A 20,239-nucleotide genomic window follows, 5' to 3' on the forward strand; every position below is an offset into this window, starting at 1 on the left:
GGCCCCACGGGTACGGGCTACTGCGCGCCCGGCCGGACCAGACCGCTCTCGTACGCGTACACCGCCGCCTGCACCCGGTCGCGCAGCCCCAGCTTCGTCAGGACGTGCCCCACGTGGGTCTTGACCGTCGTCTCACTCACGAACAGGTCCGCCGCGATCTCCGCGTTCGACAGCCCCCGCGCCACCAGCTTCAGCACCTCGACCTCGCGCTCGGTCAGCGTCCCCAGCGTGTCCGGGACCCGGTCCTCACCCGACGGCAGGTGCCCCGCGTACTTGTCCAGCAGCCGCCGCGTGATGCTCGGGGCCAGCATCGCCTCACCCGCCGCCACCACCCGGATCGCCTGCACCAGCTCGTTGGCCGGCGCGTCCTTCAGCAGGAACCCGCTCGCCCCCGCCCGCAGCGCCTCCACCACGTACTCGTCCAGGTCGAACGTGGTCAGCACCAGCACCTTCGCCGGACCGTCCCGGCCCGGCCCGGTGATCTGCCGCGTCGCCTCGACCCCGTCCATCCGCGGCATCCGGATGTCCATCAGCACCACGTCCGGCTGCAGCGCCCGCACCTGGTCCAGCGCCTGCAGGCCGTCCCCGGCCTCACCGACCACCGCCAGCTCCTCCTCCGCCTCCAGGATCATCCGGAAGCCGGTGCGCAACAGTGGCTGGTCGTCGACCAGAAGAACGCGGATGGCCACGGGCGATACCTCGTATTCGTCGGACGGACGCGGCGGACACGCCCATTCTGCCCTGACCCGACGATCAAGGAATCCCGCCCCCGCACCCGGCCCCGGCACCTGCGCCCGGCACCCGCACCCGGCCCCGGCACCCGGCCCCGGCACCCGCGCCCGGACCCCGCGCCGCGCCCCCCGTTCCTAGCTGCCCGCCGAAGCACCCCCGGGCCGCGGCACCACCGGAAGGGGGTACACCGGGGGAGTACCCCCGAACTCCGGACACGACGCCTGGTGATCGCACCAGCCGCACAGCTTCGTCGGCCGCGGCCGCCACTCACCCGTCCGCGTCGCCTCACCGATCGCCTCCCACAGCGCGAGCAGCTTGCGCTCCACCCGCTCCAGGTCCGACACCACCGGGTCGTACGTCAGCACGTCCCCACTGCCCAGATACACCAGCTGCAGCCGCCTCGGCACCACCTGCTTGAGCCGCCACACCACCAGCGCGTAGAACTTCATCTGGAACAGCGCGCCCTCCGCGTACTCCGGACGCGGCGCCTTCCCCGTCTTGTAGTCGACGATCCGCACCTCACCCGTCGGCGCCACGTCCACCCGGTCGATGATCCCGCGCAGCCGCAGCCCCGACTCCAGCTCCGTCTCCACGAAGAACTCCCGCTCCACCGGCTCCAGCCGCGTCGGGTCCTCCAACGTGAACCAGCGCTCGACCAGCGCCTCCGCCTCCGTCAGCCACCGCGCCAGCCCCACCCCCCCGTCCCCCTCCGGGAACAGCTCCGCCAGCTCCGGCCGAGACCCCAGCAACCGGTCCCACTGCCCGGGGACCAGCTCCCTCGCCCGCGGCGCCGTCCGCTCCTGCGCGGGATGATCGAAGAGCCGCTCCAGCACCGCGTGCACCAGCGTCCCCCGCGTCGCCGCGGCACTCGGCTTCTCCGGCAGCCGGTCGATCACCCGGAACCGGTACAGCAACGGACACTGCATGAAATCGCTCGCCCGGGAAGGAGAGAGCGAAGAGGGCGCCACAGCGCTGGGGCTGGCGGCTTCGGCCGCGCCGGGCACGGCACCGGGGCTCGTCGTCATGGACAAAACCCTACGACCCGCGACCGACAGCACGCGCATACCATCGACGCCGGGCCCCCTCGCACTGCATGATCGGAGCATCACCGAGCGCTGCACACACCGCGCCGCACACCACGAGAACCACACGCGAACCCCCGGCACCGAACGAAGGACAGACGTGGCAGACACCGACCAGACCGACGAGCGCCGAAAGCGGCGCTCCGGACCGGGCGGCGGACTCCTCATGGGCCGCCCCTTCGGCGTGCCCGTCTACGTCTCACCCAGCTGGTTCCTCGTCGCCGCCCTCATCACCTGGGTCTTCGGAGACCAGCTCGACCGGGTCCTGCCCGACCTCGGACCCGTGCGCTACCTCGTCTCCCTCTTCTTCGCCGTGGCCTTCTACGCCTCCGTGCTCGTCCACGAGCTCGCCCACACCGTCGCCGCCCTCCGCTTCAAACTCCCCGTCCGCCGCATCCAGCTCCAGTTCTTCGGCGGCGTCTCGGAGATCGAGAAGGAGTCCGAGACCCCCGGCCGCGAATTCGTCCTCGCCTTCGTCGGCCCCCTCCTCTCCCTCCTCCTCGCCGCAGCCTTCTACCTCGGCATGAACGCCGTCGACCCCGCCAGCGTCCCCGGCGTCCTCCTCGCCGGCCTCATGATCTCCAACCTGCTCGTCGCGGCCTTCAACCTGCTCCCCGGCCTCCCCCTCGACGGCGGCCGCATGCTCCGCGCCGTCATCTGGGGCATCACCGGCAAACCCATGGCAGGAACCGTCGCCGCCGCCTGGGTCGGCCGCGCCCTCGCCGTCGCCGTCCTCCTCGGACTTCCCCTCCTCACCCACACCGGCCTCCTCGGCAACCGCACCGAGGAGATCGGCGGCATGGACACCGTCATGGACGCCCTCCTCGCCGCCATCCTGGCCGCCATCATCTGGACCGGCGCCGGCAACAGCCTGCGCATGGCCCGCCTGCGCGAACACCTCCCCGAACTGCGCGCCCGCAGCCTCACCCGCCGCGCCATCCCCGTCGAGAACACCACCCCCCTCTCCGAGGCCCTCCGCCGCGCCAACGAAGCCGGAGCCCGCGCCCTCGTGGTCGTCGACGGCCACGGAGACCCCACCGCCATCGTCCGCGAGAGCGCCATCGCCTCCGTCCCCGAACACCGCCGCCCCTGGGTCGCCGTCAGCACCCTCGCCCAGGACCTCACCGACGGCATGAAGGTTTCCTCGGACCTCACCGGCGAAGAACTCCTCGACCACCTCCGCGCCACCCCCGCCACCGAATACCTCGTCCTCGACCCCGGCGGCTCCATCTACGGCGTCCTGTCCACCCTCGACGTCGAAAAAGCCTTCGTGAAGGCCATGGCACGGCCCCACTCCTGAAGCCAATACACTGGTCACATGTCCGAACCGACCGGTGCCGCCCGCCGACGCGGGCCCTTCAAGGTCGGGGACCAGGTTCAGCTCACCGACCCCAAGGGCCGCCACTACACGTTCACGCTCGAAGCCGGGAAGAATTTCCACACCCACAAGGGTTCCTTCCCCCACGACGAGCTGATCGGTGCTCCCGAAGGCAGTGTTGTCCGTACCACGGGGAACGTCGCGTACCTCGCGCTGCGCCCCCTGCTCCCCGACTACGTCCTGTCCATGCCCCGCGGCGCCGCCGTGGTCTACCCCAAGGACGCGGGCCAGATCCTGGCCTTCGCCGACATCTTCCCCGGCGCCCGCGTCGTGGAAGCGGGCGTGGGCTCCGGCTCCCTCAGCAGCTTCCTGCTGCGCGCCATCGGCGACCAGGGCATGCTCCACAGCTACGAGCGCCGAGCGGACTTCGCCGAGATCGCCACCGCCAACGTGGAACGCTACTTCGGCGGCCCCCACCCGGCCTGGCAGCTCACCGTCGGCGACCTCCAGGACAACCTGTCCGACACCGACGTCGACCGCGTCATCCTCGACATGCTCGCCCCCTGGGAATGCCTGGACGCCGTCTCCAAGGCCCTCGTCCCCGGCGGCATCCTCTGCTGCTACGTGGCCACCACCACCCAGCTGTCCAAGACCGTCGAGTCCATCCGCGAAATCGGCTGCTTCGCCGAGCCGCAGCCGTGGGAGTCGATGATCCGCAACTGGCACGTCGAGGGCCTCGCCGTCCGCCCGGACCACCGCATGATCGGCCACACCGGCTTCCTCGTCACCGCCCGCCGCCTCGCCGACGGCGTCGAGCCCCCCATGCGCCGCCGCCGCCCCGCCAAGGGAGCCTACGGCGAGGACTACGACGGCCCCGGCAGCGACCGTTCCGCGTAACCCGCCCAGGACCGCCCGCCGACCCAACACGAAGGCGCTGCGGCGCAGTTCCCCCCGACCCGGGGGAACTGCGCCGCAGCGCCTTTTCGTTGTCCGCGCACCGACTCCGGACCCTGCCGTTCCACCCCCGTGTGAGGTGTGGCACGATGCTGGCTCCCCGTCACCCTTCGCACAGGAGACACCCCGCGTGCTGCACACCCCCGCCACGCAGGCACCCCAGGACACCCCGGCCCACACCCGGACCAGGCCCCTCCACTGGCTCGCCACGGCCACCGCCCTGGCCGGCGTCATCGCGGCGGCGGGACTCGTACAGCCGGCCACCGGCACCCCCGCCGACGCCGCCGGCACCACCGCCACCGCCGCCGAGGAACCCGCGTCGAAAGGCCCCGGGGCCACCGCCCCCGACGCCGCGGCCGCCACCTACCCCCTCGACTGCAAGGGCGCACCCCGGACCGTCACCGCCACCGCCCAGGGCGACCTCGACGGCGACGGCCGCCCCGAGACCGTGGCGGCCGTCCGCTGCGACGCAGGCTCCGGAACACCGCCGCACGCCCTCTACGTCCTCACCCAGACGCCCGCCGAAGGCTCACGCCCCCGCGTCGTCGCCACCCTCCTGGACACCCCGCAGCGCCAGACCGCGACGGAACTCACCGTGCGCGACCGCACGGTCACCGCGAGCCTGCTCGGCTACTCCGGCCCCGAGGTCCCCCGCTGCTGCCCCGACAAGAAGCAGCTCGCCAAGTGGCGCTGGAGCGACGGAAAATTCCGCCAGGAGCTGACGGACTCGGCCGCCAGGAGTGTTTGAAACGTCACTCCGCGTCCGGACCGAAGACCTCCACGCCGTCCGAAACGCGCCTCACGTGGATGCAGTCGCCCGGACATTCCTTCGCCGAGTCCACCACGTCCTGGAGCAGCGGCAGCGGCACCGGAGTGGTCGCCCCCACCTCCTGCAGAAGCTCGTCGTCCGCGCTCTTCACGTACGCCAGACCGTCGATGTCCAGCTCGAACACCTCCGGCGCGTACTGCGCACAGATGCCGTCCCCGGTGCAGAGGTCCTGGTCGATCCAGACCTCAAGCGGCTCGCCGGCCCCACCGGTGCCGCCCGTCGGAGCCTCCTGCTGCACGGTCATATCTCCTGCCGTTCCCTGCGGTGAGTGATCCATCCCGGTCACAAGCCGCAGCAAGTCGCACGGGCCCTGACGGGTGTTGAACACTTCGACCTTACAACCGGCTGCTTCCCGAGTTTGATGGGTGGGTATTTCCTTGGCGTGAGGGAGTACGCAAGGGTGAAGATCGGACACACCTCTATCGTCTTTGTGATCTAGGGGTTTCAATCACCACCAGCCCAGGTAGGGTCAGGAAGCGTCCAGCTCCCCTTGGAGGAGGTGAGGACCGTGGCAGCCCACGACGACGACATCAACCGCGGCATCCGGCCCGCGCGAGGGTCCGAGGACCCCGCCGGCCAGGTTGCCTATCTCGAGCAGGAAATCGCCGTCCTGCGACGTAAGCTCGCCGACTCTCCGCGACACACGAGGATTCTCGAAGAGCGGATCGTCGAGCTCCAGACAAATCTGGCCGGCGTCTCCGCACAGAACGAACGACTGGCGAATACCCTCCGTGAGGCCCGGGACCAGATCGTGGCCCTCAAGGAAGAAGTCGACCGGCTCGCACAGCCGCCGGCAGGCTTCGGTGTCTTCCTCCAGGCGAACGAGGACGGCACCGTCGACATCTTCACCGGAGGCCGAAAGCTCCGCGTGAACGTCAGCCCCAGCGTCGACCCGGAAGACCTCCGGCGCGGCCAGGAGGTCATGCTCAACGAGGCCCTCAACGTGGTCGAGGCCATGGAATTCGAGCGGGCCGGGGACATCGTCACCCTCAAGGAGATCCTCGAGGACGGCGAGCGCGCCCTGGTCGTCGGGCACACCGACGAGGAACGGGTGGTGAGGCTCGCCGAGCCGCTCCTGGACATCACCATCCGTCCCGGCGACGCCCTCCTGCTCGAACCCCGCTCCGGCTACGTCTACGAGGTCGTCCCCAAGAGCGAGGTCGAGGACCTCGTCCTCGAAGAGGTCCCGGACATCGACTACGACAAGATCGGCGGCCTGGGCGACCAGATCGAGCTGATCCGCGACGCGGTCGAGCTCCCCCTACCTCTACCCCGACCTGTTCAAGGAACACGAACTGCGGCCCCCGAAGGGCATCCTGCTCTACGGCCCGCCCGGCTGCGGCAAGACGCTCATCGCCAAGGCCGTCGCCAACTCCCTTGCCAAGAAGGTCGCCGAAGTGACCGGACAGGCCCAGGGCAAGTCGTACTTCCTGAACATCAAGGGCCCCGAGCTCCTCAACAAGTACGTCGGCGAGACCGAGCGGCACATCCGCCTGGTCTTCCAGCGGGCCCGCGAGAAGGCCAGCGAGGGCACCCCCGTCATCGTCTTCTTCGACGAGATGGAATCCCTCTTCCGCACCCGCGGATCCGGAGTCAGCTCCGACGTCGAGAACACCATCGTCCCGCAGCTCCTCGCCGAGATCGACGGCGTGGAGGGCCTGGAGAACGTCATCGTCATCGGCGCCTCCAACCGCGAGGACATGATCGACCCGGCCATCCTGCGCCCCGGCCGCCTCGACGTGAAGATCAAGATTGAGCGTCCGGACGCCGAGGCCGCGAAGGACATCTTCGCGAAGTACCTCAAGGCCTCGCTGCCCCTGCACACGGACGACCTGTCCGAACACCAGGGCTCCACGGCCGGCACCGTCCACAGCATGATCCAGACCGTCGTCGAGCAGATGTACGCCGAAAGCGAGGAGAACCGCTTCCTCGAGGTCACGTACGCCAACGGCGACAAGGAAGTCCTCTACTTCAAGGACTTCAACTCGGGCGCGATGATCCAGAACATCGTCGACCGTGCCAAGAAGATGGCCATCAAGGCCTTCCTCGAACACAACCAGAAGGGCCTCCGGGTCTCCCACCTCCTCCAGGCGTGCGTGGACGAGTTCAAGGAGAACGAGGACCTTCCCAACACCACCAACCCGGACGACTGGGCCCGAATCTCCGGCAAGAAGGGCGAGCGGATCGTATTCATCCGTACGCTCGTCACCGGAAAGCAAGGCGCGGACACCGGACGCTCCATCGACACGGTGGCGAACACCGGTCAGTACCTCTGAACCGGAGCGGCTGCGGATGCCCTCCCCGGGCATCCGCAGCCGACTGCTTTACCCGACCTATTGACCGGCCGTATTCCAGCCGGTGACAGGGCAGATTCAATGACGGAAATGATCTCCCCACGAGCGCGCAGTGGTTCTAGGCTCTTCCGTACCGCCGGTCGCGCAGTGCGGGGACGGGCACCGCACAGTCACACGCACCGGAGCACCAGCGGTACTTGAGCGCCGCCCCCGGAGAGGGGCGCCGCCGGGCAAGGAGGGCCGCATGACCGTACGGCGAGTAATGGGGATCGAGACGGAGTACGGGATCTCCGTCCCCGGTCACCCGAACGCCAATGCCATGCTCACCTCGTCCCAGATCGTCAACGCCTACGCGGCGGCGATGCACCGGGCGCGACGCGCCCGCTGGGACTTCGAGGAGGAGAACCCGCTGCGGGACGCCCGCGGCTTCGACCTCGCCCGCGAGGCCGCCGACAGCAGCCAGCTGACCGACGAGGACATCGGCCTCGCCAACGTCATCCTGACGAACGGCGCACGGCTCTACGTCGACCACGCGCACCCCGAGTACAGCTCCCCGGAGATCACCAACCCGCTGGACGCCGTGCTCTGGGACAAGGCCGGCGAACGGATCATGGCCGAGGCCGCCGTACGCGCCGCCCAGCTGCCCGGGGCCCAGCCCATCCACCTCTACAAGAACAACACCGACAACAAGGGCGCCTCCTACGGCACGCACGAGAACTACCTGATGAAGCGGGAAACCCCCTTCTCGGAGATCGTGCGCCACCTGACCCCCTTCTTCGTCTCGCGACAGGTCGTGACCGGAGCGGGACGCGTGGGCATCGGCCAGGACGGCCGCGAGCACGGCTTCCAGATCAGCCAGCGCGCGGACTACTTCGAGGTCGAGGTCGGCCTGGAGACGACCCTGAAGCGGCCCATCATCAACACGCGCGACGAGCCGCACTCCGACGCCGAGAAGTACCGCCGGCTCCACGTGATCATCGGGGACGCCAACCTCTCCGAGATCTCCACCTACCTCAAACTCGGCACGACGGCCCTGGTGCTGTCCATGATCGAGGACCAGTTCATCAGCGTCGACCTGGCCGTCGACCAGCCCGTACGCACCCTGCACCAGGTCTCCCACGACCCCGACCTGGGCCACCTCATCACGCTGCGCAGCGGCCGGACACTCACCGCGGTGCAGCTGCAGATGGAGTACTTCGAGCTGGCCCGGAAGTACGTGGACGAACGTTTCGGGACCGACGCCGACGAGCAGACCAAGGACGTGCTGTCCCGCTGGGAGGACGTGCTGGGCCGGCTGGAGAGCGACCCGATGAGCCTGTCGGGGGAGCTGGACTGGATCGCCAAGCGGGAGATCCTCGAAGGCTACCGGCGCCGGGACAAGCTGGACTGGGACGCGGCGCGCCTGCACCTGGTGGACCTGCAGTACTCGGACGTACGGCCCGAGAAGGGCCTGTACAACCGCCTGGTGGCCCGCGGGAAGATGAAGCGGCTGGTGGAGGAGGCCGCGGTCGAGCGGGCCCAGAGCAAGCCCCCGGAGGACACGCGGGCGTACTTCCGCGGGCGCTGCCTGGAGCAGTACGCGGACGACGTGGCGGCGGCCTCCTGGGACTCGGTGATCTTCGATCTCCCCGGCCGGGACTCGCTCCAGCGGGTCCCGACGCTGGAACCCCTGCGGGGGACCCGCAACCACGTCAAGGAACTCCTGGACCGCTGCCGCACGGCGGAGGACCTGGTCCGGGTGCTTTCGGGGCAGTGAGCGGGCCTCGGCGGGCCTGAAATGCGATCGGTCCGGGAATCATGAGGAGAACCGGACGTTGTGAAAGTCCGGGGACGAATGTCGGACCCTCCCTATAGGGTCCGACGTAGGGTCTGATCTTGAGAGATCCCGAATCCCGGGGTCTCTCGACATGAGCGTGCGAACCGAGCGGGGTGAGGTAGACATGGCGACCAAGGACACCGGCGGCGGACAGCAGAAGGCGACGCGCTCGACCGAGGAGGTCGAGGAGGCCGCGGTCGAGGAATCGACCGACCTCAAGGAGCGCCAGGAAAAGCTCTCCGACGACGTCGACTCCGTACTCGACGAAATCGATGATGTGCTCGAAGAGAACGCTGAGGATTTTGTTCGAAGCTTCGTTCAAAAGGGTGGCGAGTAAGGCCATTCTGCCTTCGAAGTGAAGGTGGCCCTGGTGGGCTGGGGTCATGTCGACCGAATCGAAGCTGTGTCGTGGATGCGGCCAGCAGCAGCAGCTCAGTGCGTTCGCCGCGAACCGCTCCACCAGGGATGGCCTGCAAGCCCGGTGCCGCTCATGCGTCGCCACCTATGGGGCAGAGCACTACCGGCGCCGACAGGCTGCCAAGGGCAAGACGGTATGGGTCCGGGCGGACGTACCGCCGGGCTGGAAGCAGTGCCGTTCCTGCGGGGAGGTCAAGCCCCACAGCGAGTGGCACAGGAACGCAACCGCACCTGACGGGCTCGCCACTTGTTGCAAGCCGTGCAAGGCGGCGCGCGGCAGGGCGGGTCATCTCAAGCGCGCTTACGGCATGACCGAGGAACAGCGCGACGAGATGATCGCCGCTCAAAGTGGGGTCTGCGTGATCTGCCAAGAAGCTCCGGCAGAGCATGTGGATCACGATCATCAGACGGGTAAGGTCCGAGGCGTACTGTGCTTCAGCTGCAACGCAGCCCTGGGGCAGTTCAAGGATCGGCCGGACGTCATACGGCGTGCAGCCGCTTACGTGGAAGGAAACCTGTGGAACCCAACACTCGTAGCACAGGGCGTCTACCGGCAGCCTTCCTGACGCCGGGGTCTTCGTCCTTCATGGACTTCCTGGGCGCGCACTCGCCCGAGATGCTGCCCGGGAACCGCAAGCTGCCGGAGGGCGTAGTCGAGGCGCCGCACGGCACGACCATCGTGGCCGTCACCTTCCCCGGCGGGGTCGTGCTCGCCGGTGACCGGCGCGCGACCATGGGGAACATGATCGCCCAGCGGGACATCGAGAAGGTGTTCCCGGCGGACGAGTACTCCGCCGTCGGCATCGCCGGTACCGCCGGCCTCGCCGTGGAGATGGTCAAGCTGTTCCAGCTGGAGCTGGAGCACTTCGAGAAGGTCGAGGGCGCGAGCCTCTCCCTGGAGGGCAAGGCCAACCGGCTCTCCACCATGATCCGGAGCAACCTCGGCATGGCCATGCAGGGCCTGGCCGTGGTGCCGCTCTTCGCCGGGTACGACGAGGGCAAGGAGAAGGGCCGCATCTTCTCCTACGACGTCACCGGCGGCCGCTCCGAGGAGCACGGCTACGCGGCGACCGGTTCCGGTTCGATCTTCGCGCGGGGCTCCATGAAGAAGCTCTACCGCCCGGACCTGACCGAGGAGCAGGCCACCACGCTGGTGGTGCAGGCGCTGTACGACGCCGCCGACGACGACTCGGCGACCGGCGGGCCGGACCTGTACCGCCACATCTACCCGATCGTCACCGTCATCACCGACGAGGGCTTCCGCCGGCTGAGCGAGGACGAGTCGCAGGCGCTCGCCCGTTCGGTCACCGATCGTCGTCTCGAGCAGCCCGACGGCCCGCGCGCCGCCCTGCTCTGACCGCCCGTCACCTCGTCGCCCAGAAGAAAGGGACGGAAAGCCGGTGTCGACTCCGTTCTATGTGTCACCCCAGCAGGCCATGGCCGACCGGGCGGAATACGCCCGGAAGGGCATCGCCCGCGGTCGCAGCCTTGTCGTGCTGCAGTACGCCGACGGCATCGTGTTCGTCGGCGAGAACCCGTCCCGTGCCCTGCACAAGTTCAGCGAGATCTACGACCGGATCGGCTTCGCGGCCGCCGGCAAGTACAACGAGTACGAGAACCTGCGGATCGGCGGTGTGCGCTACGCGGATCTGCGCGGATACACCTACGACCGCGACGATGTGACGGCGCGTGGGCTGGCCAACGTGTACGCGCAGACCCTCGGCACCATCTTCTCCTCGGCCGGTGAGAAGCCGTACGAGGTGGAGCTGGTGGTGGCGGAGGTCGGTGCGACGGCCGCCGGTGACCAGATCTACCGGCTGCCGCATGACGGTTCGATCGTGGACGAGCACGGCTCGGTCGCGGTCGGCGGCAACGCCGAGCAGATCAGCACCTACCTGGACCAGCGCCACCAGGACGGCATGACGCTGTCGGAGGCGCTCAAGCTGGCGGTGGCGGCGCTGTCCAGCCAGGCCAACGGCGCCGACAAGGCGATTCCGGCCGAGCGGCTGGAGGTGGCGGTGCTGGACCGGACCCGGTCGCAGCAGCGCAAGTTCAAGCGGATCCGCGGCCGGCAGCTGGCGAGGCTGCTGGAGGCGGACGTTCCGGCCGCGGCGCAGGCGGACGCGGTGTCGAACGACGAGGCGCCGGAGGACGACGCCGAGTAGGGCCGGGAACCGGTTGCGCGGCCCCGGTCGCCCCTTTCGGGGGCGGCCGGGGCTTCGTCGTGTCCGCCCCGGAAAGGGGCGACCGGGCCGCCCGGGTTCAGGGTGCCGGGGCGGGGCCGGTGGAGTCGCGGACGACGAGGGTGACGGGGATGTCGGTGGCGGTCCAGGGGGTGCCTTCGAGGACGGCGAGGAGGGCGGTCATTCCCTCCTCGCCGACGCGTTCGGCGGGGAGGTGGACGGTGGTGAGCTCGGGTTCGACGGCGGTGGCCAGGGCGAGGTCGTCGAAGCCGGTGACGGAGAGGTCCTCGGGGACCCGCAGGCCGAGGCGGCGGGCGGCCTTGCAGGCGCCGGCGGCGAGGATGTCGTCGTCGCACACGATGGCCGTCGGCCGGCCGTGGGGGGGCGCCAGGGCGCTCTCCATGGCCGTGCGGGCGCCGTCGACGGTGAGGGGGGCCCGTACGGTGCGCAGCTCGGTGCCGGGGCCCAGGAGGGCGGTGAGGGCTTCGGCGCGGGTGTCGAAGGTCCAGGAGTCGACGTCGGATGCGAGGTGGAGGAAGCGCCGGTGGCCGAGGGCGAGGAGGTGTTCGGTGATCTGGCGCATGCCGTCGGCCATGGCGAGGTTGACGTGGGCGGCGGCGGCTCCGGCGCGGGGGTCGCTGTCGAGCATGACGAGGGGCAGGGTGTCGCCGCCGATGGCGGCGAGGGCGTGTGCGGCCATGGAGGAGGCGATGACGCCGTCCAGGGCGGCGCGGGCGGAGGCGAAGGGGTCGCGGGCGGGGCCGGTGCCGTCCGGGGAGGGGTAGAGGACGACGCCGAAGCCGTGCTCGGCGGCGACGCGGGCGGCGCCGGTGTACACGCGGGCGAAGAACTCGTTGGTGAGGGCGGGGACGACCAGGAGGGCGGTGCGGGTGGAGCCGAGGCGGAGGTTGCGGGCGGCGAGGTTGGGGCGGTAGCCGAGCCGGGTGGCGGTCTCGCGGACGAGGGCGGCGGTGCGTTCGGAGACGCGGCCGGGCCATTTGTCGCCGAGGACGAGGGAGACGGTGGCCTGGGAGACTCCGGCGGCGGTGGCCACGTCCCGGCTGGTGGGTCTCGTCACACGGGGCTCCTGCGGTGCGAGGTCGGAGGCGGGTTCACGGTCCGTGGGGTGGACCCGTGGACTGTGGCCATGGTACGTATGACGCATCAAGTTATACGTATTACCCCGGCTCGGGCCGGGCAGAAGGGGGCAGTCATGGCCGCGGGATACGCGGAGCTGCTGGGTACCCGGCACGCCGCGAGGTTGCTGGTGGGCACGCTGATCGGCAGGTTGCCGAACGCCACCGCGCCGATCGCGATCGTGCTGTTCACGCGGGCCGAGGGCGGCAGCTACAGCCTGGCCGGAGCGCTGGCCGCCGTGTACGGGCTGGCGAACGCGGTGGGCCAGCCCCTGCTCGGCCGGGCCGTCGACCTCTTCGGGCAGCCGCGGGTGCAGCTGCCCGCCGCGCTGCTGTCCGCGCTGGGCATGGTGTGGCTGGCGCTGGCGGGCACCGGGTCGGTGGTCGCGGCGTACGCCGCCGTGGTGGTCGGCGGGCTCTTCACGCCGCCGCTGGAGGGCGGGCTGCGGGCCCTGTGGCCGGGCGTGCTGGGGGGCCGGGAGGAGAAGGTGCACGCGGCGTACGCCATGGACGCGGTGGCCCAGGAGGTCATGTTCACCGTGGGTCCGCTGCTGGTGACGCTGTTCGTGGCGGTGTGGTCCCCGGCCGGGGCGCTGCTGGCGCTGAACGCGATCGGGGTGCTGGGCGCGCTGTCGGTCGTGGTCAGCGAGCCGTCGCGGACGTGGCGCTCGGAGCCGCGTGAGGCGCACTGGCTGGGCGCGCTGCGCTCGACGGGGCTGCTGGCGCTGCTGGGCTCGTTCTTCTTCGTGGGGATGGCGCTCGGTTCGATCACGGTGGCCGGTGTGGCGTACGCGGACGGCCACGGGGGCCAGGCGGTGTACGGCTGGCTGATGGCGGCGCTGGGCCTCGGTGCGCTGATCGGCGGCGTCTTCTACGGGTCGCGGCAGTGGTCGGGCGCGCCCGAGCGGCGGCTGCGGCTGCTGGTGGCGCTGCTGGCGCTCTGCTACCTGCCGTTGCTGCTGACCCCGGGGCCGGTGGCGATGACGGTCCTGGCGGCGGTGTCGGGCGTCTTCCTGGCGCCGGCCCTGGCGTGCGCGTTCATCGTGGTGGACCGGCACGCGCCGACGGGCACGGTGACCGAGGCGTTCTCGTGGCTGGTCACCTTCTTCGGCGTCGGCGCGGCGATCGGCACGGCGGCGGCCGGGCCCGCGGTCGAGCTGGGCAGCGCGGCGTGGGGCTTCGGCGTGGCGTGCGCCGCGGGCGGCCTGGCCCTGCTGGTGCTGATGGTGACTCAGGGGGCGTTGTCAACTGCGGGTCGCAGCCGAGAGGTGGCGGGCTCCGCCCCGGGACTGTCCGACGGCTCGGGCGAGGTGGCTGCGCGGGCCCGGTCGGCGCAGTGACGGGCGGGCGCGCCGGTGCGGCGCGCCCGTGCCGTTCGCGGGGTTCCCGCCCGCCGTTCGGCGGCCTGCTCGGGGGAACTGATCGAAACGGCGGCCGCGAAGCCGGTTTCAGAAGAGTGCAGAAGGCGTAATGTTCAGTCATGGACCGCCGCATTTTCGGGCTGGAGAACGAGTACGGCGTCACGTGCACGTTCAGGGGACAGCGCCGACTGTCTCCTGACGAAGTGGCGCGCTACCTCTTCCGCCGTGTCGTGTCATGGGGCCGCAGCAGCAATGTCTTCCTGCGGAACGGCGCCCGTCTGTACCTCGACGTGGGTTCGCATCCGGAATATGCAACTCCCGAATGCGACAACGTGACCGAGCTGGTCACGCACGACAAGGCAGGCGAGCGCATTCTCGAAGGACTGCTCGTCGACGCCGAACGCCGCCTGCACGAGGAGGGAATCGCGGGCGACGTCTATCTCTTCAAGAACAACACCGACTCGGCGGGCAACTCGTACGGCTGCCACGAGAACTACCTGGTGGCCCGGCACGGGGAATTCTCCCGCCTGGCGGACATTCTCATTCCGTTCCTCGTCACGCGGCAGCTGATCTGCGGCGCGGGCAAGGTGCTGCAGACCCCCCGGGGTGCGGTCTACTGCGTGAGCCAGCGGGCCGAGCACATCTGGGAGGGCGTCAGCTCCGCGACGACGCGTTCCCGGCCGATCATCAACACGCGCGACGAGCCGCACGCGGACGCCGAGCGCTACCGCCGCCTCCACGTGATCGTGGGCGACTCGAACATGTCCGAGACGACCATGCTGCTGAAGGTCGGGGCGACCGACCTGGTGCTGCGCATGATCGAGGCGGGGACCGTCATGCGGGACCTGACCCTGGAGAACCCGATCCGGGCGATCCGCGAGGTGAGCCACGACATCACCGGCCAGCGCAAGGTGCGCCTGGCGTCCGGCCGGGAGGCCTCCGCGCTGGAGATCCAGCGGGAGTACTACGACAAGGCGGTGGACTTCGCCGAGCGCCGGGGCATCCGCACCGGCGTGGTCGACCAGGTGCTGGAGCTGTGGGGTCGCACGCTGGACGCGATCGAGGCCGAGGACCTGGACCGGATCGGCACCGAGATCGACTGGGTGATGAAGTACCAGCTGATCGAGCGGTACCGGGCCAAGCACAACATGACCATGTCGAATCCGCGGGTGGCCCAGATAGACCTCGCCTACCACGACATCCACCGCCGGCGCGGCCTGTACTACCTGCTGGAGCGCAAGGGGCAGGCGGCGCGGATCTGCAACGACCTCAAGATCTTCGAGGGCAAGTCGGTGCCCCCGCAGACCACGAGGGCGCGGCTGCGCGGCGACTTCATCCGCCGTGCGCAGGAGCAGCGGCGGGACTTCACGGTCGACTGGGTGCACCTGAAGCTCAATGACCAGGCGCAGCGGACGGTGCTGTGCAAGGACCCGTTCCGGTCGGTCGACGACCGGGTGGAGAAGCTGATCGCCGGTATGTAGCGGCCGGTGTGACGTCCCCCATCTCGCCAGGGCCCCGTACGTCTCTCGTACGGGGCCCTGCGCACGGCTTAGAGTGGCGGGCGACCGTCTTGCCGTCTGAGATCTGAGGAACACGTGCGCCGACTTGCCGGCCTGATTGTCGTACCCCTTCTGCTGCTGTCGACAGCGGCGTGCGGCGACGACAGCGGCTCCGACTCCGCCCAGATGAAGAACGGGGCGCCCGCGATCACGAAGGGCGCCGAGTTCGGGGAGACGCCCACCCTGTCGAAGGGGAAGGGCGAGCCGCCCAAGGAGCTGAAGGTGGTGACCGTCAAGGAGGGCACCGGGCAGGTGCTGAAGAAGGGCGACATCGCCCAGGTCAACTACTACGGCCAGGTGTGGGACGGCGACGAGCCCTTCGACCAGAGCTTCGGCAAGGGTCAGCCGTTCGACGTGACCATCGGCGCGGGCGCCGTCATCAAGGGCTGGGACCAGGGCCTGGAGGGCCAGAAGGTCGGCAGCCGCGTCGAGCTGGTGATCCCGCCGGACCTCGGTTACGGCGCGCAGGGCTCGCCGCCGAAGATCAAGGGGAACGCCACGCTGGTGTTCGTCGTGGACATCGTCAAGGGCGCCACCGTCCCGGTCTCGGCCACGGGCAAGGAAGTCGCCCAGGACAACAAGGACCTGCCGAAGGTCGGTACGAACACGGACGGCAAGGAAGTCTCCGTGGCCGTCCCGAAGGACGTCACCCCGCCGGCGAAGCTGGTGTCGAACTACGTCCTGGAGGGCGACGGCCCCGCGGTGACGGACAAGAACAGCGTCGTCGTCAAGTTCCACGGCAAGACGTGGAAGGACGACAAGACGTTCGAGAGCACCTACACCTCCGGCCAGTCGGTGACCTGGCCGCTGGAGCAGCTGCAGGTGAAGGGTCTCAAGGAGGGCATCGTCGGCAAGAAGGTCGGCAGCCGCATCCTCCTGGTGATCCCGCCGGACATGGGCTTCGGCGACAAGGAGCAGGGGACCATCCCGGCGAACTCGACGCTGGTCTTCAGCCTCGACATCCTCGCGGTGATGTAAGACTGTCCCGGTTGTCCCATAGTTTGAGGAGCAGTTCCGTGAGCGACAAGCTCGAAAAGCCCGAGATCGACTTCCCCGAGGGCGAGGCCCCCAAGGACCTCGTGATCGAGGACATCTGGCTGGGTGACGGTGCCGAGGCCAAGGCCGGTTCCGTGGTCTCCGTCCACTACGTGGGTGTGGCCTTCTCCACCGGCGAGGAGTTCGACGCCTCCTGGAACCGCGGTTCGGCGCTCCAGTTCAAGCTCGGTGTCGGCCAGGTCATCAGCGGCTGGGACCAGGGCGTCCAGGGCATGAAGGTCGGCGGGCGCCGCAAGCTGACGATCCCCGCGCACCTCGCCTACGGCGACCGCGGCGCGGGCGGTGCGATCGCCCCGGGCGAGACCCTGATCTTCGTGTGCGACCTGATGGCCGCCTGATCCGGGGCAGCCGTGAGCGCGAGGGCCCCCGCCGTGAGGCGGGGGCCCTCGCTTTTGTCCGGGACCGCCGGGGCGGTACGGTCAACGGTCACGAGTGTGTGTGAAGAACGGGGGATGGGCGTCGATGGCGATTGCCAAGGCCGAGCGGCTGATGAATCTGGCGCTGTGTCTGCTGGGGACCCGCCGGCCGCTGAGCAAGCGCGAGTTGCGCGGTTCCATCGAGGCCTACATGGAAGCCGGCAACGACGAGTCCTTCAACCGGATGTTCGAGCGGGACAAGGACGATCTGCGGGAACTCGGTCTGGTGATCGAGACCGTGGAGAACCTGGAGGGGGAGACGGGCTATCTGGCCCGCCGCGACAGCAACCGGCTGCCCCCGGTCTCCCTGGACGCCGAGGAGGCCGCCGCCCTGGGGCTGGCGGCCAAGGTGTGGCAGCAGGCCCGGCTCGCGGGGGCCGCCAGCGGCGCCCTGCAGAAGCTCCGGGCGGGCGGCATGCCGGAGGCGGGCAACCCGTACGAGGGCCAGCACAGCGCCATCGAGCCGCGCATCCCCGTCCACGAGGCGGCCTTCGAACCGCTGATGCTGGCCTGCCGCGACCGCCGGCCGGTGGTCTTCGACTACCGCAAGTCGACCGCCGCCCGGCCCGAGACCCGTCAGGTGGAGCCCTGGGCGCTGGAGTGCTGGCGCGGTCACTGGTACCTGGCCGGCTACGACCGTGACCGCGGGGCGGAACGCGTGTTCCGGCTCTCCCGGATCACCGGGAAGGTCCGCTCGCGCGCGGCCAAGTACACCGCCGAGGTGCCGGACGTGGTGACCGTGCGGGAGACCGTGGCCGGCTGGGCCGGGGAGAGCGCGGACCGCTCCGCGCTGATCCGGCTGCGGGCCGGGGCGGGCTACCCGCTGCGGGCCAAGGCCACGGCCGTGCACGAGGGCACGGACGGCTGGGACGAGCTGGAGATCCCCTACGGGCACGGCCTCGACGCCTGGCTCGTGGAGTTCGGACCCGACGTCGTCGTGGTCGGGCCCTCGGACCTCCGGGCGGACGTGGTGGACCGGCTGCGGGCCGTCGCCGGGGCCTGACGGGCCTGCCGGCGACCGCCGCCGGAGCGGCACCGTCCACCGCCGCACCCTTTCTTCGCATTCTTCCAACCGCGACCGCGACATCCACAGACGTGCCCTGAGGGGGAGACGTACCAGCATGGCTGCCAACGCCATCGACCAGACCCGCCGGATGCTGTCCCTGGTGACGTACCTGCGCGAGCGCCCGGGTGCGCACGTCGCCGACGTCGCGCGTGCCTTCGGCATCACCGAGGACGAGCTGATCTCGGACCTCGACGTGCTGCCCATGTGCGGGACCAGCTTCCGGGGCGGCGACCTGCTCGACATCGACACCGACGGGGAGCGCATCTGGTGGCGCAACCCCGACGCCTCGGGCGAGTCCACCGCCGAGCCGCTGCGGCTCGCCGCCGACGAGGCGACCGCGCTGCTGGTCGCCGCGCGCGCGGTGGCGACCCTGCCGGGGCTGCGCGAGAGCGACCGGGACGCCCTGCTGCGGGCGACCGCGAAGCTGGAGGCGGCCGCGGGCGAGGCGGCCGGGGCCAGCTCCCGGCTGTCGGTGACCTTCGAGTCCGAGGGCGGGGTCTTCGCGGACGTCGACCGGGCCATCGCGGAGCGCCGCCGGCTCTGGCTGCGCTACTACTCGCCCGCCCGTGACGAGCTCACCGAGCGTGAGGTCGACCCGATCCGGCTCTTCGCGGTGGGGCACACCTACATGGAGGGTTGGTGCCACCTCTCCGAGGCCCGGCGCACCTTCCGGCTCGACCGCGTCGCCGAGATCCGGCTGCTGGACGAGCGGGCCGAGCCGCCCGCCATCGAACCGCGCGACCTGTCGGTGGGCCTCGTCCAGCCGGCCGCCGAGGACCCCGAGGTCGTGGTCGAGGTCGGACCGGGCGGCCGCTGGGTCGCCGAGTACTACCCGCACGACAGCGCCGAGGAGCTTCCCGACGGCGGCCTGCGGATCACGCTGCGCACCCCGGACCCGGGCTCGCTGCGGCGCCTCGCGCTGCGGCTGGGCCGCGAGGGGCGGATCACGGCCCCCGCCGAGCTGGCGGACAGCGCGCGCAGCGCCGCCCGGGAGGCCCTCGCGGGGTACGGGGAACAGGTCTGAGGGGAGCGCGGTCGATGACGCCGACGTCCGGGCCCGTCGCCTTCAAGGCCTCCTGTCCCGAGTGCCGCGCCCGGTTCGAGCTGGACGCGGGCGCCCTGCGACTGGCCATCGGCGGCAGCCGCAGGGCCACCTTCTACTCCTTCACCTGTCCCGCATGCGGGGCCGCCGTCCGCAAACCCGCCGGTGACCGCATCGTGGAGCTGCTGACCGGGGGCGGCGTGAGCACCCTGCGCAGCGTCTGAGGCGTCCGGTGGCCTAGGCTCGGCCCATGCTGTGGCCGATGTTCGCAATTGCCCTGGGTTTCCTCGGAGTGGCCGTGCTCGCCGTGCTGGCCGTACGCGTGTACGCGGAGGTGCGCCGGCTGTCCGCCGAGGTCGCGCTGGCCAGCCGCCGGATCACCGCCGCCTCGGGCGATCTCGAACGGGAGGCGGCGGGACTCGCCCGGGCGGGCCGCGACGCGCGGCCCTGACACACGGTCCTGACGCGCGGCCCCTGCGCACGCGACGGACATGTGACCGGGGGATTGACAACCGGCCAGGACGCAAGACGGGGTACGCCGGGGGATTGCCGGGCGTTAACCCCCTGGGGTTACGATCCTCGGTAGAGACAGTCCCAGGCGCCCGTGCCGGTGTGCTGTGAACCTCGGAGAAAAGGAAGATACCTATGTTCGGCAACCTCAGGGGTTGGGAAATCTTCGTCATTCTCGGAGTCATCATCCTGCTCTTCGGCGCCAAGAAGCTCCCCGACATGGCCCGGTCCCTCGGCAAGTCGGCCCGCATCCTCAAGAGCGAGGCCAAGGCCATGAAGAAGGACGGCGAAGCCGACGACGCGGCCGCCGCCCCGGCCGACCAGTCCGCGCAGGCGCCGGCCGCCCCCCGCACCATCCAGGCGGCGCCCGGTGACGTCACCAGCTCCCGACCGGTCAGCGAGCCGAACCGCACCGCTCAGGGCTGACGGACGCCCCTTCACGCCAGTCAGCTGCAACGAGACAAGGGA

General features: G+C 70.2%; 21 protein-coding genes and 1 pseudogene. 18 read left to right on the forward strand and 4 right to left on the reverse strand.

Features of this window, described 5'->3' with window-relative positions; genetic code table 11:
* Positions 1–17: 17 nt before the first annotated feature.
* Together AC2RP6_RS30365 and AC2RP6_RS30370 are read right to left on the reverse strand one after the other, a co-directional pair.
* The gene (locus AC2RP6_RS30365; RefSeq protein WP_366682059.1) at positions 18–689 is read right to left on the reverse strand and encodes a response regulator; all 672 of its coding nucleotides are present in this window, start codon (positions 687–689) and stop codon (positions 18–20) included.
* Positions 690–866: 177 nt separating this feature from the next.
* On the reverse strand, positions 867–1,757 hold the full coding sequence (locus AC2RP6_RS30370) for a RecB family exonuclease (RefSeq protein ID WP_486449068.1): 891 nt from the start codon (positions 1,755–1,757) through the stop codon (positions 867–869).
* Positions 1,758–1,980: 223 nt separating this feature from the next.
* On the opposite strand from AC2RP6_RS30370, the gene AC2RP6_RS30375 reads away from it, so the two are divergent.
* The 3 genes from AC2RP6_RS30375 to AC2RP6_RS30385 all read left to right on the forward strand — a co-directional run bounded on the left by AC2RP6_RS30375 (position 1,981) and on the right by AC2RP6_RS30385 (position 4,834).
* On the forward strand, positions 1,981–3,114 hold the full coding sequence (locus AC2RP6_RS30375) for a site-2 protease family protein (protein ID WP_486450507.1): 1,134 nt from the start codon (positions 1,981–1,983) through the stop codon (positions 3,112–3,114).
* A gap of 18 nt (positions 3,115–3,132) precedes the next feature.
* The gene (locus AC2RP6_RS30380; RefSeq protein WP_030770348.1) at positions 3,133–4,029 is read left to right on the forward strand and encodes a tRNA (adenine-N1)-methyltransferase; all 897 of its coding nucleotides are present in this window, start codon (positions 3,133–3,135) and stop codon (positions 4,027–4,029) included.
* 187 nt (positions 4,030–4,216) lie between these two features.
* The gene (locus tag AC2RP6_RS30385; RefSeq protein WP_486449069.1) at positions 4,217–4,834 is read left to right on the forward strand and encodes a hypothetical protein; all 618 of its coding nucleotides are present in this window, start codon (positions 4,217–4,219) and stop codon (positions 4,832–4,834) included.
* Positions 4,835–4,838: 4 nt separating this feature from the next.
* Here the strand turns inward: AC2RP6_RS30385 and AC2RP6_RS30390 are convergent, their stop codons facing one another.
* A complete protein-coding gene (locus AC2RP6_RS30390; RefSeq protein WP_486449070.1) occupies positions 4,839–5,159 on the reverse strand; it encodes a ferredoxin in 321 nt (106 codons plus the stop codon).
* A 264-nt stretch (positions 5,160–5,423) separates the two neighbouring features.
* Between AC2RP6_RS30390 and arc the strand changes: the two are divergent.
* The 6 genes and pseudogenes from arc to prcA all read left to right on the forward strand — a co-directional run bounded on the left by arc (position 5,424) and on the right by prcA (position 11,607).
* Positions 5,424–7,191: pseudogene (gene arc, locus AC2RP6_RS30395) on the forward strand (proteasome ATPase).
* Between the two features lie 262 nt (positions 7,192–7,453).
* Entirely contained in the window at positions 7,454–8,965 is a 1,512-nt protein-coding gene (gene dop / locus AC2RP6_RS30400; protein ID WP_486449071.1) for a depupylase/deamidase Dop, read from the forward strand.
* A 184-nt stretch (positions 8,966–9,149) separates the two neighbouring features.
* Complete coding sequence (locus AC2RP6_RS30405) at positions 9,150–9,362, forward strand: ubiquitin-like protein Pup (protein ID WP_030233608.1); 213 nt, start codon at positions 9,150–9,152, stop codon at positions 9,360–9,362.
* A gap of 46 nt (positions 9,363–9,408) precedes the next feature.
* Positions 9,409–10,008 (forward strand): endonuclease VII domain-containing protein, encoded by a 600-nt coding sequence (locus tag AC2RP6_RS30410; protein WP_486449072.1) that lies wholly within the window; start codon positions 9,409–9,411, stop codon positions 10,006–10,008.
* The gene (prcB, locus tag AC2RP6_RS30415; RefSeq protein ID WP_486449073.1) at positions 9,960–10,799 is read left to right on the forward strand and encodes a proteasome subunit beta; all 840 of its coding nucleotides are present in this window, start codon (positions 9,960–9,962) and stop codon (positions 10,797–10,799) included. The genes AC2RP6_RS30410 and prcB overlap by 49 nt, the downstream gene beginning before the upstream one ends.
* A gap of 43 nt (positions 10,800–10,842) precedes the next feature.
* Complete coding sequence (prcA, locus tag AC2RP6_RS30420) at positions 10,843–11,607, forward strand: proteasome subunit alpha (protein WP_326479016.1); 765 nt, start codon at positions 10,843–10,845, stop codon at positions 11,605–11,607.
* Positions 11,608–11,704: 97 nt separating this feature from the next.
* Here the strand turns inward: prcA and AC2RP6_RS30425 are convergent, their stop codons facing one another.
* Complete coding sequence (locus AC2RP6_RS30425) at positions 11,705–12,703, reverse strand: LacI family DNA-binding transcriptional regulator (RefSeq protein ID WP_486449074.1); 999 nt, start codon at positions 12,701–12,703, stop codon at positions 11,705–11,707.
* A 135-nt stretch (positions 12,704–12,838) separates the two neighbouring features.
* On the opposite strand from AC2RP6_RS30425, the gene AC2RP6_RS30430 reads away from it, so the two are divergent.
* From AC2RP6_RS30430 to tatA, 9 genes are all read left to right on the forward strand, one after another.
* A complete protein-coding gene (locus AC2RP6_RS30430; protein ID WP_486449075.1) occupies positions 12,839–14,101 on the forward strand; it encodes an MFS transporter in 1,263 nt (420 codons plus the stop codon).
* 140 nt (positions 14,102–14,241) lie between these two features.
* Positions 14,242–15,603, forward strand: coding sequence for a Pup--protein ligase (gene pafA / locus AC2RP6_RS30435; RefSeq protein ID WP_073920416.1), 1,362 nt, complete (start codon positions 14,242–14,244; stop codon positions 15,601–15,603).
* A 114-nt stretch (positions 15,604–15,717) separates the two neighbouring features.
* Positions 15,718–16,659: an FKBP-type peptidyl-prolyl cis-trans isomerase gene (locus tag AC2RP6_RS30440; RefSeq protein WP_486449076.1), complete on the forward strand. Its 942-nt coding sequence runs from the start codon at positions 15,718–15,720 to the stop codon at positions 16,657–16,659.
* Between the two features lie 38 nt (positions 16,660–16,697).
* Positions 16,698–17,075, forward strand: a complete 378-nt coding sequence (locus AC2RP6_RS30445) for an FKBP-type peptidyl-prolyl cis-trans isomerase (RefSeq protein ID WP_030025906.1) — start codon at positions 16,698–16,700, stop codon at positions 17,073–17,075.
* Between the two features lie 124 nt (positions 17,076–17,199).
* On the forward strand, positions 17,200–18,156 hold the full coding sequence (locus tag AC2RP6_RS30450; RefSeq protein ID WP_486449077.1) for a helix-turn-helix transcriptional regulator: 957 nt from the start codon (positions 17,200–17,202) through the stop codon (positions 18,154–18,156).
* Between the two features lie 118 nt (positions 18,157–18,274).
* Complete coding sequence (locus AC2RP6_RS30455) at positions 18,275–19,243, forward strand: helix-turn-helix transcriptional regulator (protein WP_486449078.1); 969 nt, start codon at positions 18,275–18,277, stop codon at positions 19,241–19,243.
* A gap of 14 nt (positions 19,244–19,257) precedes the next feature.
* A complete protein-coding gene (locus tag AC2RP6_RS30460) occupies positions 19,258–19,485 on the forward strand; it encodes a hypothetical protein (RefSeq protein WP_486449079.1) in 228 nt (75 codons plus the stop codon).
* Positions 19,486–19,511: 26 nt separating this feature from the next.
* Positions 19,512–19,712 (forward strand): hypothetical protein, encoded by a 201-nt coding sequence (locus tag AC2RP6_RS30465; protein ID WP_486449080.1) that lies wholly within the window; start codon positions 19,512–19,514, stop codon positions 19,710–19,712.
* A 194-nt stretch (positions 19,713–19,906) separates the two neighbouring features.
* Positions 19,907–20,197 (forward strand): Sec-independent protein translocase subunit TatA, encoded by a 291-nt coding sequence (tatA, locus tag AC2RP6_RS30470; protein WP_486449081.1) that lies wholly within the window; start codon positions 19,907–19,909, stop codon positions 20,195–20,197.
* Positions 20,198–20,239: the final 42 nt, after the last annotated feature.

The sequence above is a fragment of the Streptomyces sp. WAC03905 genome, assembly GCF_057371075.1.

Coding starts and splice junctions, on each gene's coding strand:
- AC2RP6_RS30465 (WP_486449080.1), top strand. CDS start 19,512: ATGCTGTGGCCGATGTTCGCAATTGCCCTGGGTTTCCTCGGAGTGGCC.
- AC2RP6_RS30405 (WP_030233608.1), top strand. CDS start 9,150: ATGGCGACCAAGGACACCGGCGGCGGACAGCAGAAGGCGACGCGCTCG.
- tatA (WP_486449081.1), top strand. CDS start 19,907: ATGTTCGGCAACCTCAGGGGTTGGGAAATCTTCGTCATTCTCGGAGTC.
- AC2RP6_RS30450 (WP_486449077.1), top strand. CDS start 17,200: ATGGCGATTGCCAAGGCCGAGCGGCTGATGAATCTGGCGCTGTGTCTG.
- AC2RP6_RS30430 (WP_486449075.1), top strand. CDS start 12,839: ATGGCCGCGGGATACGCGGAGCTGCTGGGTACCCGGCACGCCGCGAGG.
- AC2RP6_RS30380 (WP_030770348.1), top strand. CDS start 3,133: ATGTCCGAACCGACCGGTGCCGCCCGCCGACGCGGGCCCTTCAAGGTC.
- AC2RP6_RS30370 (WP_486449068.1), bottom strand. CDS start 1,757: ATGACGACGAGCCCCGGTGCCGTGCCCGGCGCGGCCGAAGCCGCCAGC.
- AC2RP6_RS30375 (WP_486450507.1), top strand. CDS start 1,981: ATGGGCCGCCCCTTCGGCGTGCCCGTCTACGTCTCACCCAGCTGGTTC.
- AC2RP6_RS30410 (WP_486449072.1), top strand. CDS start 9,409: ATGTCGACCGAATCGAAGCTGTGTCGTGGATGCGGCCAGCAGCAGCAG.
- AC2RP6_RS30455 (WP_486449078.1), top strand. CDS start 18,275: ATGGCTGCCAACGCCATCGACCAGACCCGCCGGATGCTGTCCCTGGTG.
- AC2RP6_RS30460 (WP_486449079.1), top strand. CDS start 19,258: ATGACGCCGACGTCCGGGCCCGTCGCCTTCAAGGCCTCCTGTCCCGAG.
- dop (WP_486449071.1), top strand. CDS start 7,454: ATGACCGTACGGCGAGTAATGGGGATCGAGACGGAGTACGGGATCTCC.
- pafA (WP_073920416.1), top strand. CDS start 14,242: ATGGACCGCCGCATTTTCGGGCTGGAGAACGAGTACGGCGTCACGTGC.
- AC2RP6_RS30390 (WP_486449070.1), bottom strand. CDS start 5,159: ATGACCGTGCAGCAGGAGGCTCCGACGGGCGGCACCGGTGGGGCCGGC.